The organism is Rhodococcus sp. PSBB066, from assembly GCF_017068255.1.
Taxonomy (GTDB): Bacteria; Actinomycetota; Actinomycetes; order Mycobacteriales; family Mycobacteriaceae; genus Rhodococcus; species Rhodococcus aetherivorans.
The window spans coordinates 4,532,804-4,548,038 of record NZ_CP070859.1; the positions used below are offsets into that span (position 1 = coordinate 4,532,804).

The 15,235-nt window shown below is 69.7% G+C and carries 11 protein-coding genes; 2 read left to right on the top strand and 9 right to left on the bottom strand.

From position 1 onward, the window contains the following. Window positions 1-193: 193 nt before the first annotated feature. Window positions 194-1,261, top strand: coding sequence for a potassium channel family protein (locus JYA75_RS20555; RefSeq protein WP_185712704.1), 1,068 nt, complete (start codon window positions 194-196; stop codon window positions 1,259-1,261). Window positions 1,262-1,311: 50 nt separating this feature from the next. Then, entirely contained in the window at window positions 1,312-4,077 is a 2,766-nt protein-coding gene (locus JYA75_RS20560) for a cation-transporting P-type ATPase (RefSeq protein ID WP_029543184.1), read from the top strand. Between the two features lie 686 nt (window positions 4,078-4,763). Here JYA75_RS20560 and JYA75_RS20565 read toward each other — a convergent pair. The 9 genes from JYA75_RS20565 to JYA75_RS20605 all read right to left on the bottom strand — a co-directional run bounded on the left by JYA75_RS20565 (window position 4,764) and on the right by JYA75_RS20605 (window position 15,150). After that, complete coding sequence (locus tag JYA75_RS20565; protein WP_185712702.1) at window positions 4,764-5,774, bottom strand: alpha/beta hydrolase; 1,011 nt, start codon at window positions 5,772-5,774, stop codon at window positions 4,764-4,766. Window positions 5,775-6,634: 860 nt separating this feature from the next. Next, complete coding sequence (locus JYA75_RS20570; RefSeq protein WP_185712701.1) at window positions 6,635-9,649, bottom strand: UPF0182 family protein; 3,015 nt, start codon at window positions 9,647-9,649, stop codon at window positions 6,635-6,637. Window positions 9,650-9,820: 171 nt separating this feature from the next. Beyond that, window positions 9,821-11,047, bottom strand: a complete 1,227-nt coding sequence (gene nhaA, locus JYA75_RS20575) for a Na+/H+ antiporter NhaA (protein ID WP_037201635.1) — start codon at window positions 11,045-11,047, stop codon at window positions 9,821-9,823. A gap of 194 nt (window positions 11,048-11,241) precedes the next feature. Then, a complete protein-coding gene (locus JYA75_RS20580; RefSeq protein ID WP_185712700.1) occupies window positions 11,242-11,721 on the bottom strand; it encodes a hypothetical protein in 480 nt (159 codons plus the stop codon). Window positions 11,722-11,812: 91 nt separating this feature from the next. Next, window positions 11,813-12,682: a bifunctional DNA-formamidopyrimidine glycosylase/DNA-(apurinic or apyrimidinic site) lyase gene (gene mutM, locus JYA75_RS20585; protein WP_185712699.1), complete on the bottom strand. Its 870-nt coding sequence runs from the start codon at window positions 12,680-12,682 to the stop codon at window positions 11,813-11,815. Between the two features lie 6 nt (window positions 12,683-12,688). Next, on the bottom strand, window positions 12,689-13,444 hold the full coding sequence (gene rnc / locus JYA75_RS20590; RefSeq protein WP_203329286.1) for a ribonuclease III: 756 nt from the start codon (window positions 13,442-13,444) through the stop codon (window positions 12,689-12,691). 20 nt (window positions 13,445-13,464) lie between these two features. Next, a complete protein-coding gene (rpmF, locus tag JYA75_RS20595; protein WP_003939052.1) occupies window positions 13,465-13,647 on the bottom strand; it encodes a 50S ribosomal protein L32 in 183 nt (60 codons plus the stop codon). 2 nt (window positions 13,648-13,649) lie between these two features. Beyond that, window positions 13,650-14,264, bottom strand: coding sequence for a DUF177 domain-containing protein (locus tag JYA75_RS20600; RefSeq protein WP_338109686.1), 615 nt, complete (start codon window positions 14,262-14,264; stop codon window positions 13,650-13,652). Window positions 14,265-14,388: 124 nt separating this feature from the next. Continuing rightward, on the bottom strand, window positions 14,389-15,150 hold the full coding sequence (locus JYA75_RS20605; RefSeq protein WP_165042270.1) for a DivIVA domain-containing protein: 762 nt from the start codon (window positions 15,148-15,150) through the stop codon (window positions 14,389-14,391). Window positions 15,151-15,235 lie beyond the last annotated feature (85 nt).

The following is a 15,235-nucleotide window of genomic DNA, read 5'->3' on the forward strand; positions in this document are numbered from 1 at the left end:
CGTCGATCCGGACCGCCCGCACGAGAGGGTGATGCCCGGAGTGCCGGGAAGTCTGGTCGGCGAGTGGCGTTCGCATTTCACGACCAGGGAGGGCACCGTGGACCAGGGTACGTTCGCAGGTCGGGTTCCGAGCCGGGTACTCGGCGGATGAGCACATCGAACATCGCGCGACCACGCATGCACAGGTTTCACGATGCCGGCTAGGTGGCGTGCTCGGTTGACGGGCGCCGACGTGCTCACCGAACGCCCGGGCTTCGCGCTGGTGGGCGTCCTGCGGGTCCCGCAGTTGCAGACCAGTCCCGGCCGGGCCATCGTCCGCCGGATCGGCTACGCCCTGATCGCCCTGGCCCTGGTGGTGCTCGTCGTCTACCTGGACCGCGACGGCTACACCGACAGCCAGGACGACGAGCTGTCCCTGCTGGACTGCATCTACTACGCGACGGTGTCGCTGTCGACCACCGGCTACGGCGACATCGCTCCGATCACCGAACAGGCTCGCCTGGTCAACATCCTGATCATCACTCCGCTACGGGTCTTCTTCCTCATCGTCCTGGTCGGCACCACGCTCTCGGCTCTGACCGAGAGCTCGCGGCAGGCGTTCCGTATCCAGCAGTGGCGACGCCGGGCGCGCAACCACACGGTCGTCGTGGGTTACGGCACCAAGGGCCGTGCCGCAGTGGACGCGATGCTCGGGGACGGCGTCCCGCCGTCCGAGATCGTGGTCGTCGACACCGACCCACTGATACTCGAGGCCGCCGCCGGACAGGGTCTGGTGACGGTGCAGGGCTCGGCCACGAGATCGGACGTGCTGCGCCTGGCCGGGGTTCCGCACTGCACCTCGATCGTCGTTGCCGCCGATCGCGACGACACCGCGGTGCTCGTCACCCTCACCGCCCGCGAACTCGCGCCCGCTGCGAAGATCGTCGCCGCCGTTCGCGAGTCCGAGAACACCCACGTCCTCCGCCGGTCCGGGGCCGACACCGTGGTCGTCTCCTCCGAAACCGCCGGGCGGCTGCTGGGCGTCGCGACGGCCACACCCGGCGTGGTGCAGATGGTCGAAGACCTGCTCACCCCCGAGGCCGGGTTCGCCATCACCGAACGGGCGGCCGAGGCCGCCGAGATCGGCGAATCCCCCCGCCACCTGACCGACATCGTGCTCGGGATCGTCCGTGACGGCCGGCGGCTGCACGTCGGATCACCGGAGGCCGCCACCATCGGAGCCGACGACCGACTGCTCTGCGTCCGGCGCGTGCCGGACTGATCCCGTTCCTGCCCCCCGTCGCGCCCGCAACCGATGCCGGAGGTCGCATCATGGTCCTGCCCGTCGATCCGTCGCCCGTCAATACGCACCACGACCTGTCGGTCCACGAGGTCGTCCTCCTGCACGAGACCGATCCGCATCGCGGCCTCGACGCGGACGAGGCCACCCGCAGGCTGGAACGATTCGGGCCCAACGTGCTGCCGGCGGCCTCGGGCCACGGGTTGCTGCGGCGGATTCTGCGCCAGTTCCACAATCCCCTCATCTATGTGCTGCTGTCCGCAGCGGCGATCACGCTGTGGCTGGACGAATACGTCGACTCGGCCGTCATCCTCGCGGTCGTCCTGGTCAACGCCACCGTCGGCTTCGTCCAGGAGTCCAAGGCCGAAGCGGCGCTCGACGCACTCCGGTCCATGGTGCGCACACAGACACGCGTGATCCGCGGTGGACGCCAGCAGACCCTGCCGTCGGACGACCTCGTACCCGGCGATCTCGTCGTCCTCGAGGCCGGCGACAAGGTTCCCGCAGACCTGCGCCTGATCCGCGTCGCCGAATTGCAGATCGACGAGTCCGCCCTGACCGGGGAGTCCGTTCCGGTCGTCAAGGACGAGGTGGTACTGCCGCCTGCCACGCCGGTGGCGGATCGCCGCAACATGGTGCACTCGGGCACGTTGGTGACGGCCGGGGCGGGCGCCGGGGTCACCGTTGCGACCGGCGACCGGACCGAACTCGGGGAGATCCATCGCCTCGTCGGGGCCGCGGACGTGCTGGCCACGCCGCTCACCGCCAAACTGGCCTCGTTCAGCAGGGTTCTGACCGTGGCGATCGTCGTGCTGGCGGCGGCGACCTTCGCGATCGGTCTCGTCCGCGGTCAGGATGCGCCGGAAACGTTCACCGCCGCGGTGGCGCTTGCGGTCGGCGCCATCCCGGAAGGGCTTCCCGCGGTCGTCACCATCACGATGGCCATCGGTGTGGCCCGGATGGCCCGGCGCCGGGCGGTGATCCGCCGGCTGCCCGCCGTCGAGACGCTCGGCAGCACGACCGTCATCTGTTCGGACAAGACCGGAACACTCACCGCGAACCAGATGACGGTGCGCCACCTGTGGACGGTGCACTCCCTGTATTCCGTGACCGGTTCGGGATACGCGCCCGAGGGCGTGGTCCACGATTCCGCCGGCGCCGTGGCCGCACCCGATTCGGACGAGGCCCTGCGGTGGACGATCGTGGCGGGTGCCGGATGCAACGACGCACACCTCGACCGGCGGGACGGGCGGTGGTCCGTCGTCGGTGATCCCACCGAGGCCGCGATGCTCGTCGTCGCGGGCAAGGCCGGCCTGGCACCCGAGGACGTCCGCGCCGGGCACCCCCGCATCGGCACCATCCCCTTCAGTTCCGAACGCCAGTTCATGGCGACGCTGCACGCCGAGCCCCGCACGGGTGAGCGGGTCGTGCTCGCCAAGGGGGCCGTCGAGCGGATCCTCGAACGTTGCCGCTACGGCATGGGTTCCGACGGCAGCCTCCTTCCCCTGGACCGGGACTCGGTCCAGGGGGCCGCCGAGGACCTGGCGCGGCAAGGGCTGCGTGTGCTGGCCACGGCCGTCCGCGCGATCGATGCGGAGGCGGAGTTCGACCTGTCGGTGGTCTCCGGCGAGATGGTGTTCGCCGGCCTGCACGCGATGCTCGACCCGCCCCGGCAGGCCGCCGTGGACGCCGTACGTGCGTGCCACGTCGCCGGCATCGCGGTCAAGATGATCACCGGCGACCATGCGGCCACCGCAGCGGCGATCGCCCGGCAGCTCGGGTTGATCGGCGAGGCCGACGACGGACTCGTGCTCACCGGACAGGATCTCGACGCGATCCCGGCCGAGGAACTCGCGGACGCGGTCGACCGGGCCCGGGTGTTCGCACGGGTCTCCCCCGAACAGAAGCTCCGGTTGGTCGGGGCCCTGCAGGAACGTGGCCACGTCGTCGCCATGACGGGCGACGGCGTCAACGACGCTCCCGCCCTGCGGCAGGCCGACATCGGGGTGGCCATGGGCCACGGTGGAACGGAAGTGGCCAAGGAGGCCGCCGACATGGTGCTCACCGACGACGACTTCGCCACCATCGAGGCCGCCGTGGAGGAGGGCCGCGGCGTCTTCGACAACCTCACGAAGTTCATCGTGTGGGTGCTTCCCACCAGCCTCGGTCAGGGCCTGGTCATCCTCGCCGCGATCGTCTTCGGGACGACCCTGCCGATCCTGCCCACCCAGATCCTGTGGATCAACATGACCACCGCCGTCGCACTGGGTCTCATGCTGGCGTTCGAGCCGAAGGAACCCGACACGATGACCCGGCCCCCACGGGATCCCACGCGGCCGCTGCTGACCGGCGCGCTCGTCACCCGGATCCTGCTGGTGTCCGGCCTCATCGTGGGCGGCGCGTGGTGGCTGTTCGAGTGGGAGCTCGGCATCGGTGCCGACCTCGCCGAGGCACGAACCTCGGCCGTCAACCTCGTCGTGGCGGTGGAGCTGTTCTACCTCTTCAGCTGCCGCTCGCTCACGGCGTCGGTATGGCGGATCGGGTTCTTCGGCAACCGGTGGATCCTCGTCGGGGTGCTCGCCCAGACAGTCGCGCAGCTCGCCATCACCTATGTGCCCGCCATGAACACCCTCTTCCAGACCGCTCCGATCGACGCGCAAGCATGGTTGCGCATCGTCGGCCTCGCCACGCTCGCGGTGCTCGTCGTCGCCGTCGACAAGTCCCTGCGCGCCCGGGCCGCACGAGGGAGCGCGGACCTTCCGGTGGCCGGGACCCTCGCCCCGCCGGACGAGTCGTGAGTAGGTGACCTCTCATGGACCTGCACTCCTTCCCGCTCGTCGCCACGATCCTCGCCCTCGCTGCACTGGCAGGCTTGCTCGCGACCCGGCTGCGGCAGTCACCACGGGTTCCACGGCAAGGTCGCCGTCACCGCCCACGGCAGCCAGGACTCCGAACGGCTCCTCACCGCCGGCGCCGACCTCGTTCTCGACCCGTTCGAACTGGCGGCCACCACGACCGACGCACTGGACCGGCTCGTCGGCATCGCCGACAACAAGCAACCGGACGGTTGACAAGCACGGGTCGCTCGTCGCGGCCGGATCCCACCGGCACCTTGCGCGTTCGGCGACCCACCCGAAGCGCCGCTGCGCCGCGGCGGATGCGCCCTAGAGGACGTGCATCGCCTGCATCGGGGCAAGACGGACCTCGCCGAACGGGTTTGCCCGGCGACCACCGCGTCGGGCGGCCGCCTGACGGAGGCCGGAGGGCGGCTATGGGGCGCGGCTCCGGCTGAACGACGGGCGGGCCGCGGGCCGGACGACGGCAGGGCCCTCATGTAGGTTCCACTGCTCGGTGTCACTTATCGGTGCTTCCGAGCTGCGGGTTCTCAACGGCGTGTCAGTGCCTGATTCGCGTAGGCCGATCCCCGAGCCGTGAGGGACTGGTCTCCGCGGTGCCGTTCTGCTGGGGTCGGGAAGACACCGATCTACGTAGGACGCCCGAATCCGGGAATCTCGAGGCTGTTGGAGAGCCACTGGCAGACTGCCTGCGCGTAGAGGTCGGGCGCCTCGACGGGAAGCAGGTGGCCGACGTCCTCGATGGGGCGGGGTGTCCAGCCCGGCCGTCGGGCGTGCTGCATGAGCGACGTGGGGTCGACAAGGTGATCGTCGCTTCCCCACAGCACGAGTACGGGCATCTGCACGGAATCGAGAGCCTCGTTCGTCGGCTTCTGCGTGATGAACATGGCTTTGACGATCGACGCGAACGCCGTGGCCGTGCCCGCGAGCCGTTCCGGGTGCTCGCGGGCCGCCTCGAGGTCATCGAGCCACAGGTCGACCTGTGCTCGTGAGACACGGCCCCGGTTTCCACCGAGGAGGTCGGTCCGGCCACCGGAGATGGAGCCCGCGTCTTCGATCGCGGTTCGCTTGGCGTCCAGTATGCGCCGGCCCGCCAGTCGCAGCACCAGGCGTGTCGTGGGCGGGCCGGCTGCGACGACGAGACGTCCCAGCGTCTGCCACCCGAATGCCTCGGCTGGTGACGTCCGGCGCCACGGCAGCGCCGGAGCCACCAAGACGACTCCCCGAGTCTTCTCGGGCATCATCGTGGCGGCCAGCGCCGCCACCGGGCCACCCGTCGACCAGCCGTGCAGCAGCACCTGGCTCTCGAGGCGGAGCTGCCGGGCGAAGGCCGCCACGAAGCGAGCGTCCAGGTCCGCGCGTGGCCCATGCCGATACGGATCACCGGTGTGGCCGACAATCGTCCCCGGGAGGTCGACGGAAATCACCGGCCCGAGCCGGCGCAGGGGAGGAACGAGATCGAGCCACATGCTCGCGCTACCGGTCATCGGGGGCACCAGCAGGTGAACCGGCGCGTCGGGAGGCGCGGTCGACGCGGGCTCCGCTCGGACATAGTGCACGGGCACGCCGCACACGCTCGTCGACACGCTGCGCAACCCCGCCCACTGCGGCGACCGGGCGCCCCAGTCGTCGTATCGCACGGTGATCCCTCCCTCTTTCCCAGGGTATTCGGAGGCTGGATGGAGGGCGACGATTTGGACCCGGCAGCGCAACACGTCCATGACCGGGTCGATGCTGCGCGAGTACTACCCGGTCGCGGTGGCTGCTTTCGACGACTTGGCCGGACGTGATGCCCACGCCGTGCTGTCCGTCGCACCCAGCCCGGAGCAGGGGTTCGCATTCACCGTCACGCGAGTCGAGGCCCTGGTCCGCAGAGTCGGCCGACAGCGATACGTCCGAACTCGCGCCACCGAGATCGTCGCTGCTTGCGCAGTGAGCAACTGCCGGCCCGAGCCGGTGCGGGCGACACCTACGCCGCCGCCGTCTCGGCATTGGTCGCCGTCACTACTGAGATGGCCCGACAGATCGCCGGACTGGAGGAACAGGTGAAGGCGGGTTCTGGTCGACACCCGGGCGCCGAGATCTACCTGAGCCCGCCTGGTCTGGGAGTGGTTCTCGGTGCCTGGGTGCTCGCAGAAATTGGGGATGATCCGGGACGCTGGGCCGATGTCCGAGCCCGGAGGAAACTACTCTGGCATGGCGCCGGTGACCCGAGCCTCCGGCATCAAACGGGTCGTGCTCGCCCGGAACCGACGGTTGGGTGATGCGCTCAATCCGCAGGCCTTCGCTGCACTCAAGGCCTCTGCCGGGCGCCCGCCCCTACTACGGCCGGCACCGTGCCGGCGGCGCCACCCGCCACATCGTGCTTTGACGAACCGCCTCGTCGGCATTCTCCACGGTTGCCCTGCTCATCACACCACCTACGACGAAGAGACCGCACGGACCGACTCACGGCGCACCGCGGCCGCTTGACAGGTTAGAAGCGTCGGACAGCAACACCTCAGTTGAGGCTGCCCCCGGCGGCCAGGAAGTTGTCGATGGCACGTTGGAGCCGGTCGAGTGCGGCGCCGTACGACGTGAAGTCGCCGGTGCGCTGGGCGTCGCGCAGATCAGCCAGGGCGCTGTTCAGTTCGAGGACGGCAGCGGTGAGCTGCTCCGGGGTCGGCTCTGCGGGCGGCGCGGTGGGTGGCGGCACCGTCGCGCCCTCCTCGGGTGGCGGAGCGGTCGCCGCAGGATCGGGGGGTGGCGGGGTCGCGGCGTCGCCGCCGGGCGCCGTCGCCATCCGGCCCGTCCCCGCACCGAAGACCTGGTCGAGGGCCTCGGCGAGGGTGGGTGCGTATCCGACGCGGACGCCGCCGGCGCTGGGTTCGCGATAGCTGACCAGCACTCGCGACAGTTGCGGGAAGGTCGAACCGTCGGCGGTGCTGGTGAGGCGTTCGGTGTACAGGGGCTCGACGTAGAGCACCCCGCCGTCCGCGATCGGCAGCGTCAGCAGATTGCCGTAGTGGATCCGATTGGACCGCTCGAGCAGGGTGCGTTCGGAGGCCACCCGGGTGTCGGAGATCATCGAATTCTGGGTCTGTTGCGGCCCCTGGGTCTGCGTGTCGGTCGGCAGCTGCAGCACCTCCATCCGGCCGTAGCCGTCCGGGTCGGAGTTCACCGAGATGTAGGCGGAGAGGAACTCGCGGTTGAACCCGACCATCGCGCTGGCGAGACGGAACGACGGTGCCGAGCTCTCCCGGTCACCGACCAGCACGTAGTACGGCGGCTGCGACCCCACGGCCTCGGAGGTCGGGTCGCTGGGGACGGACCAGAACGCGTTGTTGGTGAAGAACTCCCGCGGGTCGTCGACGTGGTACTTGGCGAGCCGGTCCCGTTGAAGACCGAAGAGGTCCTCGGGGTAACGGAAGTGGGAGCGCAGTTCCGGGGTGATCGATTCCGGCGGTTGCACGGCGCCGGGAAAGGCCCCCATCCACGCCGCGAGCACCGGGTCGTCCGTGTCCACCTGGTAGAGGGTGACGGTGCCGTCGTAGGCGTCCACGGTGGCCTTGACCGAGTTCCTGATGTAGGAGACGGGCTCACCCGGAAGCAGCCGGCCGGTATCGCTGACGTGGGCGTCGGGCAACGCGCCGGCCTGGGCGTACGGGTAGTGCGCCAGGGTGGTGTACCCGTCGACGATCCAGACGATCCGTCCGTCCACGACCGCCGGGTACGGATTGCCGTCGGTGCGGAGCCACGGCGCGACCCGTTCCACGCGGGTCTTCGGATCGCGATCGAAGATGATCTTCGAGTCCGCTCCGATGGCGCCGGAGAACAGGATGTTGCGCTCGCCGTACCGGACCGCGAACGCCAGCCGGTTGATCCAGCTTCCGATCGGCACGCCCCCGCTGCCGGTGTAGGTGTACTGCGAGGTATCCGTATCGTACTCGCGCGGCGCCGCACCGGCGGACCCGCCGACAATCGCGTAGTCCGGGTCCGACGCCGCGATCAGCTCGCCGAAGTAGATGCGCGGCTGCTCGACCGGGATCAGTTGCCGACCGGAGGCCTGGGAAGCGATGTCACTGACCGTGTAGATGGGGTATCCACTGTCGCTGCCGCTTCCGGCCGCGGCTGCGTCCCGGACGGCGGCGTTGACCCGGTTCGCCGGCGCCGCCACGAATCCGTTGCCGTGGGTGTAGACGGTGTGCCGGTTGATCCATTGGGTCTGATTGCCGCTCAGGCTCTTCGGGGACAGTTCCCGGGCGGCGACAATGTAGTCGCCGACCTCCCCGTCGATGGTGTACCGGTCGATGTCCAGTTGCGGAGTGAAACCGTAGAAGTTCTTCAGCTGCTGTTGCTGGGTGAAGGTCCTCGAGAGCACGTTCGGGTCCAGCAGCCGGGCGTTGGCGATCGTGGTGACGTCGGCCGGGATCTCGCGCGGCGGCCGGGTTCCGACCCCGGGATAGTCGAGGTACTCGACGCGATCGGCCTCGATCCCGTACGCCTGCCTGGTCGCGGCGATGTTGCGCTCGATGTACGGGCTCTCGCGATCGGCCGCGTTCGGGCGCACCGAGAACTGCTCCGTGAGGGCCGGGAAGATCCCGCCGACGACGATCGACGACAGGACCAGCAGCGCGGTTGCCATCAACGGCACCCGCAGGTCGTCCAGCAGGATCGAAGCGAAGAACGCTGCCGCGCACAGCACGGCGATCGCCACGAGGATCAGGCGAGCCGGCAGCACCGCGTTGATGTCGGTGAATCCGGCCCCGGTGAACGTCGGTTCCTTCCGGCCGCTCCACAGCAGCTGGTAGCGGTCGAACCAGTACGCGACCGCCTTGAGCGCGACGAAACTCCCGGCGAGCACGGCGATCTGGATTCGGGCGGCGCGCGTCGTCGCACCCGCCGCGCCGGTGGCACCACGACGGTCCCCGGCGCCGGCTGCGAACGGCAGCCGTAGTCCCCCGAAAAGGTAGTGGGTGGCCGTGCAGAGCACGAGTGCCAGGAACAGCGCGAGGAACGCCCATGTCAGCACGAGCCGGTAGAACGGCAGGTCGAAGACGTAGAACCCGACGTCGTACCCGAACTGCGCGTCGACGCTACCGAATGATCCGCCGTGGAGGAACAGCTGCACTCTGGCCCACTGACTCTGTGCGCTCAGGCCGAAGAACAGTCCCAGCAGCAACGGGATACCGATCGCGAACAGTTTCGGGCGCCTCAGCACCACGATCCGGTACCGCTCGATCGGATCGTCCGGGCCGACGGCGAACAACGGTCGCGCTCGGTACGCCCACGCCGTCACCCCGAAGAGCAGACCGGTCACCACCAGCGTGACCGCGGCGAACAGCACCAACCGGGTCACGATGATGGTGCCCCACACTTCCCGGTAGCCGACCTCTCCAAACCAGAGCCAATCGGTGTACACCGCGATCAGCCGGGGTCCGGCGATCAGCAGAGCGAAGAGGACCAGAAGGGCGACGATCGCCCGACGCGCCCGGCGCGGCAGCAACCGCCCTGGTTCGGAGGGATGCACGTCCACCTCCGATCGCCCGCATACACCGCGGCGGCCGGTGGACGGGGCCGGGTCCACACGATGCGGCCGCGATGTCCGTCCACCCATTCTAGGTGGGGGACATCACTCCGCCCAGGGAATCGCCGACCGGCGCCGATTCCTCCCGCACAGAACTGGGTCGTGCAGGCCCCGCCGGGTTCAGTGCTGGTAGACGTCCGGGATCCCGTCCTGGTCCTCGTCGAGAGACTCGAGCTCCGCGATCCTGCGGTAGGCGCGGTTCCGGGAGCGGAGCACCACCGACGCGGCGAGCGCCGCGGTGAGGGAGCCGACGAGGACCGCAACCTTCACGTGGTCGGCCGCGACGGTGCCGGCGCCGTAGGCGAGGTCTCCGATCAGCAGGGAGACGGTGAAGCCGATGCCGCCGAGCAGCGCGACGCCGAGCACGTCCAGCCAGCTCAGTCCCTCGTCCAGGTGGGCGCGGGTGAACCGGGCCATCAGGTAGGTGACGCCGAAGATCCCGACGACCTTGCCGAGCACGAGGCCCGCGACGACACCGACCGAGATCGGATCGCGGAGCGCCTCACCCAGGCCGTCGAGGCCACCGATCGTCACGCCGGCGGCGAAGAACGCAAAGATCGGGACGGCGACCCCGGCCGACAGCGGCCGGAGCCGATGCTCGAACTGCTCGGCCATGGCCTCCGTGCCGGTGCGCGTCCTGCGGGCGACGGGCACGGTGAAACCGAGCAGGACGCCGGCCACGGTGGCGTGGACACCGGATTCGTGGACCAGGAACCACGTGAGCACCGCCAGCGGCACCAGGAGCCACCAGGCCCGGATGCCGCGCTGCACCGCCACGGCGAACGCGAGCAGCGGGAGCATCGCGAGCCCGAGATACGCCAGGTCGAGCTCATCGGTGTAGAACACCGCGATCACGGTGACGGCGAGCAGGTCGTCGACGACGGCGAGCGTGAGCAGGAAGGTGCGCAGGGCCGCCGGGAGATGCGTCCCGATGACGGCCAGGATGGCCACGGCGAAGGCGATGTCGGTGGCGGTGGGCACCGCCCATCCGGTCAGCGCGTCCGCTCCGCCGCGCAGGTTCACCGCGACGAACACCGCCGCGGGTACCGCCATCCCTCCCACCGCTGCGGTGATCGGCACGGCGGCGCGCCGCAGGTCCCGCAGGTCGCCGGCGACGAACTCACGCTTGAGTTCCAGGCCGACGACGAAGAAGAAGATGGCCAGCAGACCGTCGGCCGCCCACGTCCCGAGTGACAGGTCCAGGTGCAGCGCGGACGGCCCCACCGTGGTGTCGCGGAGGCTGTGGTAGGCGTCGGACCACGGGGTGTTGGCCCAGACCAGGGCCGCGAGCGCGCCGATGAGCAGCAGGACACCACCGACGGTCTCCTTGCGGAGAATCTCGGCCACCCGCTTGGATTCCTCCCACGATCCACGGGAGAGCAACGGCAGGCGGGCGAAGGGTGTCGTCATCGAATGTCCTCGGATGTCGGGCAGCAGTCGTCGTCTGCCGACCAGACTTCCCGGCGCACCGGTTCCACCGTATCCCACCCGGCGCGCGGATCCGAGCCGAGGCAGCCGGGCGGCCCCGTCAGGGCGACGGATCAGGGTGACGGATAGGTGCTGATCGAGACCAGCGTCCCGTCCCCGCCCGAGGACACCGAGATGGAGGCGCCCTTCCCCGGCTTCCTGATCGTGAGACTCGTGCTGTAGGGAGTGACGCTCTCGGAGACCGTCTGCCAGCCCTCCCGGTCCACGAAGTCGAGGTAGAAGGTGCTGACCTGCTCGATCGGGTCGGACGTCGTCAGGACGGCCGAGCCGATCGCCCGGCTGACGAGCGTCGACGGCTGATAGGCCGGGATTCCATCCGTCGTCTCGGTGCCCTGTGCCTCGGTGCCCTGCGTCTCGGTACCCGCCGGCTCGGACTCGGCCGTGCCGGTCGGCGGGGCCGTTTCCCGGGCTGCCTCGGTGGTCGTCTGCGCCGACTCGCTCGGGTACGAGTCGTCGGTGCCGCATCCGACGACCGCGAGTGCCACTACCAGCGCCGCCGCGGCAGCCGGTACGACTCTCCTCGATGTTCGCATGTGCGTCCTCCTCCGCCGTTCCCACTGTGCACGGTCGGCAGGGATCGCGGGACGGATTCACCGCTTCGACGGCCGCGGAGGACGGCCGAAGTCAGGCTCGCCGTGCGCCCCGTGGCGGCGGCTGGCACCGGGGGCAGCTGAACGACGAGCGGTTCATGAATTTCTCCCGCCGCACCGGCGTCCCGCACCGTGGGCACGGCAGGTTCTCCTGGCCGTAGACGTTCAGCGACCGGTCGAAGTATCCGGACTCGCCGTTGACGTTGACATAGAGGGCATCGAACGAGGTACCGCCCTGGGCGAGCGCCTCGCCCATCACGTCGCGGGCCGCGTCGAGCAGCCACCGCAGGGTCGGCCCCCCGAGCCGGTCGGCCGCGCGGTTGCCGTGCACGCCGGCCCGCCACAGCGATTCGTCGGCGTAGATGTTGCCGATGCCGGACACGACGGTCTGGTCGAGGAGGACGCGCTTGATCTCGGTGTGCTTGCCGCGCAGCACCTTCACCACGGCGGCCGCGTCGAACGCCGGATCCAGGGGGTCGCGGGCGATGTGCGCGACGGGCTCCGGCAGGACGGCACCGTCGACCTCGACGAGCGGGGCGAGGGCCCAGCCTCCGAAGGTGCGCTGGTCCACGAACCGCAGGTCGGCGCCGTTGTCGAGAACGGCGCGGATGCGCAGGTGTTTCTCGTCCGGCACCGCCGGCGGCTGGACCAGCATCTGCCCGCTCATCCCGAGATGGACGACCAGTGCGACGTCGGCGGGCCCCAAGACGAGCCACAGGTATTTGCCGCGGCGCTGGACGGCAGCCACGGTCTGCCCGGTCAGCCGCAGCGCGAGATCCCGCGGGCCGGGTTCGTGACGGCGTACCGCACGCGGGTGCAGCACCTGGACGGACTCGATGGTGGCGCCACGGACGTGCGCGTCCAGGCCGCGGCGGACGACCTCGACCTCGGGCAGTTCGGGCACGTCGGGTCAGTTCTGGTCGGCGCCGGCGGGGGTGGCATCGGTGTCGGACAGGCTCTGCCAGGCCGAGGCGGCGGCCTTCTGCTCGGCTTCCTTCTTCGTCCGTCCCACGCCGACACCGCGGGCGTCGCCCGCGACGATCACGGTCGCGGTGAATTCCTTGTCGTGGTCCGGGCCGGTGGCGGTGATCTTGTACGCCGGCACGCCGACGCCTCGCTCCGCGGTCAGCTCCTGCAGGCTCGTCTTCCAGTCGAGACCGGCGCCGAGGCGCGGACCCCGCTCGAGGAGTTCGGCGAACAGACGCAGCACGACGGTGCGTGCGACGTCGATGCCGTGCTGCAGGTGGACGGCGCCGAGCAGCGACTCCATGCCGTCCGCGAGAATGCTGGGCTTGTCGCGGCCACCGGTGAGTTCCTCACCTTTGCCGAGCAGCAGGTGCGGGCCGAGACCGCCGTCACCGAGGGACCGCGCGACCTCGGCGAGGGCGTGCATGTTCACCACCGAAGCCCGGATCTTCGCGAGTTCACCCTCGGACCTGTCCGGATGCGACAGGTACAGCTTCTCGGTGACGGTGAGGCCGAGGACGGCGTCGCCGAGGAACTCGAGACGCTCGTTGGTCGGCAGGCCGCCGTTCTCGTACGCGTAGGAGCGGTGCGTGAGCGCAAGCGTCAGCAGCTCCGGATCCACATCGACACCGAGGGCGGCGAGAAGGGACGCGTGTTCCCCTTCGCCGCCCTCGGATGCGGTGGTCGAATCGCTCGTCACGATGTCTCAGAATTCGAGAACTAGACGGCGGCGGTCACCTGACGGCCGTTGTAGGTGCCGCACGACGGGCACGCCACGTGCGGCAGCTTCTTCTCGCCGCAGCCGCGGTTCGGGCAGGTGACGAGCGTCGGCGCAGTGGTGTTCCACTGGCTCCGCCGCGACCGGGTGTTCGAACGCGACATTCTGCGCTTGGGGACGGCCACGTCTACTTCTCCTCGTTGTTCTTGCTGTCGGATGCACTGCTGGGTTCTTCGGAGCCTGCGCCGAAAGCGGCTGCCAACCCAGCCCAGCGAGGATCCATTCTCTCATGCCCGTGCCCGGATTCCGCAATCGCCAGGCGAATGCCGCATTCGGGGCACAGTCCCGCGCAGTCGTCACTACACAACGGCCGCAACGGAAGCTCCAGCCCGACGGTGTCGACGATGACCGGCTCGAGGTCGATCGTGTCGTCCACCAGGCGGTAGACCTCGTCCTCGTCGGTGGTCTGCTCCGTCACGCTGTCCGGGTAGGCGAACAGCTCCGTCAGGTACAGCTCCACCGAGTCCTCGAAGGGCTCGAGGCAGCGCGAGCACTCGCCGACTGTATCGGCACGCACGGTCCCGGTGACGAGGACCCCCTCGGACACCGCTTCCAGCCGGAGATCGAGCTCCACATCCGTGCCTTCCTCGATCGCGATCGCGTCGAGTCCGATCCGCAACGGCGCAGGTACCACCGTGTGGACCGTGCGCATGGAGCCCGGACGGCGTCCGAGCGAGAGTACGTCCAGCACGAGACCCGAATCCCGGTCGGGATGCTGGGAGCTGTGACGGCGGGCAGACACGGGAATGCTTCTTCCTCTTTCCAGGTGACGGACGTCGCCCCCACGGGGCGACTGGGCAACCACTCCACGATACGCGACGGACCCGGACGGGACGAAATCGCCCGGCGTGGGGGTGCCGGATGCGTCAGCGACGTCGCTCGGACCGGCGTTCGGCGTCCGTGTAGTCGGGCACACCGGCGCCCGTCCGCAACTGCTGCCGGCCGCGACCGACCGACCGCAAGGTCGTGCCGAGCACGTCCTCGAACTCGGCGAGCTTGGAATCGACGTACTCGTCGCATTCCGACCGCAGCCGATCCGACTCGGCGTGGGCGGCATCGATGACCCGCGCCGATTCGGCGTGGGCGGCCTGCACGACCTCCGTCTGCGACACCAGACGGGCCTGCTCGGCCTCGCCGTCGGCGACCGACCGCTCGTACGAGGCCTTGCCCGACTCGATCATGCGGTCGGCCTCCGCCTGCGCGCGGGCCGTCACGGACTCGTATTGCTCCTTGGCGTCGGCGATCGTGTCGTCGGCCTCGGCCTGGGCGTCGCGCAGCAGATCGTCGGCGTGGGCACGGGCCTCCTGCACCATCCGGTCCGCCTGCGCCTTCGCGTCGGCGAGCATGCGGTCCGCGTCGGCGCGGGCGTTGTCGAGGGTCTCGCGGGCCTCCGCGTCGGCGTCCGCGACGGTCTTGTCGGCCTGGGTCCGCGCGTCGCCGATGAGCTTGTCCCGATGGTCCAGGACGTCCTGCGCGTCGTCCAGTTCCGCAGGCAACGCATCGCGGACGTCGTCGAGCAGGTCCAGTACGTCGCCGCGCGGGACCACGCAACTCGCGGTCATCGGGACACTGCGTGCTTCCTCGACGATCGCGACCAGCTCGTCGAGTGCCTCGAATACCCGGTACACGCCCAACCCCAATCATCGTCCCGGCGCGGCCGGTGCGACCGCCGCCGGATGCAAGTCTGCCGCAGGTGCCGCCGGAGTCGCGCAT

Excerpts from the sequence above, each read along its gene's own strand:
- JYA75_RS20555 (WP_185712704.1), top strand. The coding sequence starts at position 194 with ATGCCGGCTAGGTGGCGTGCTCGGTTGACGGGCGCCGACGTGCTCACC.
- JYA75_RS20560 (WP_029543184.1), top strand. The coding sequence starts at position 1,312 with ATGGTCCTGCCCGTCGATCCGTCGCCCGTCAATACGCACCACGACCTG.
- JYA75_RS20580 (WP_185712700.1), bottom strand. The coding sequence starts at position 11,721 with ATGCGAACATCGAGGAGAGTCGTACCGGCTGCCGCGGCGGCGCTGGTA.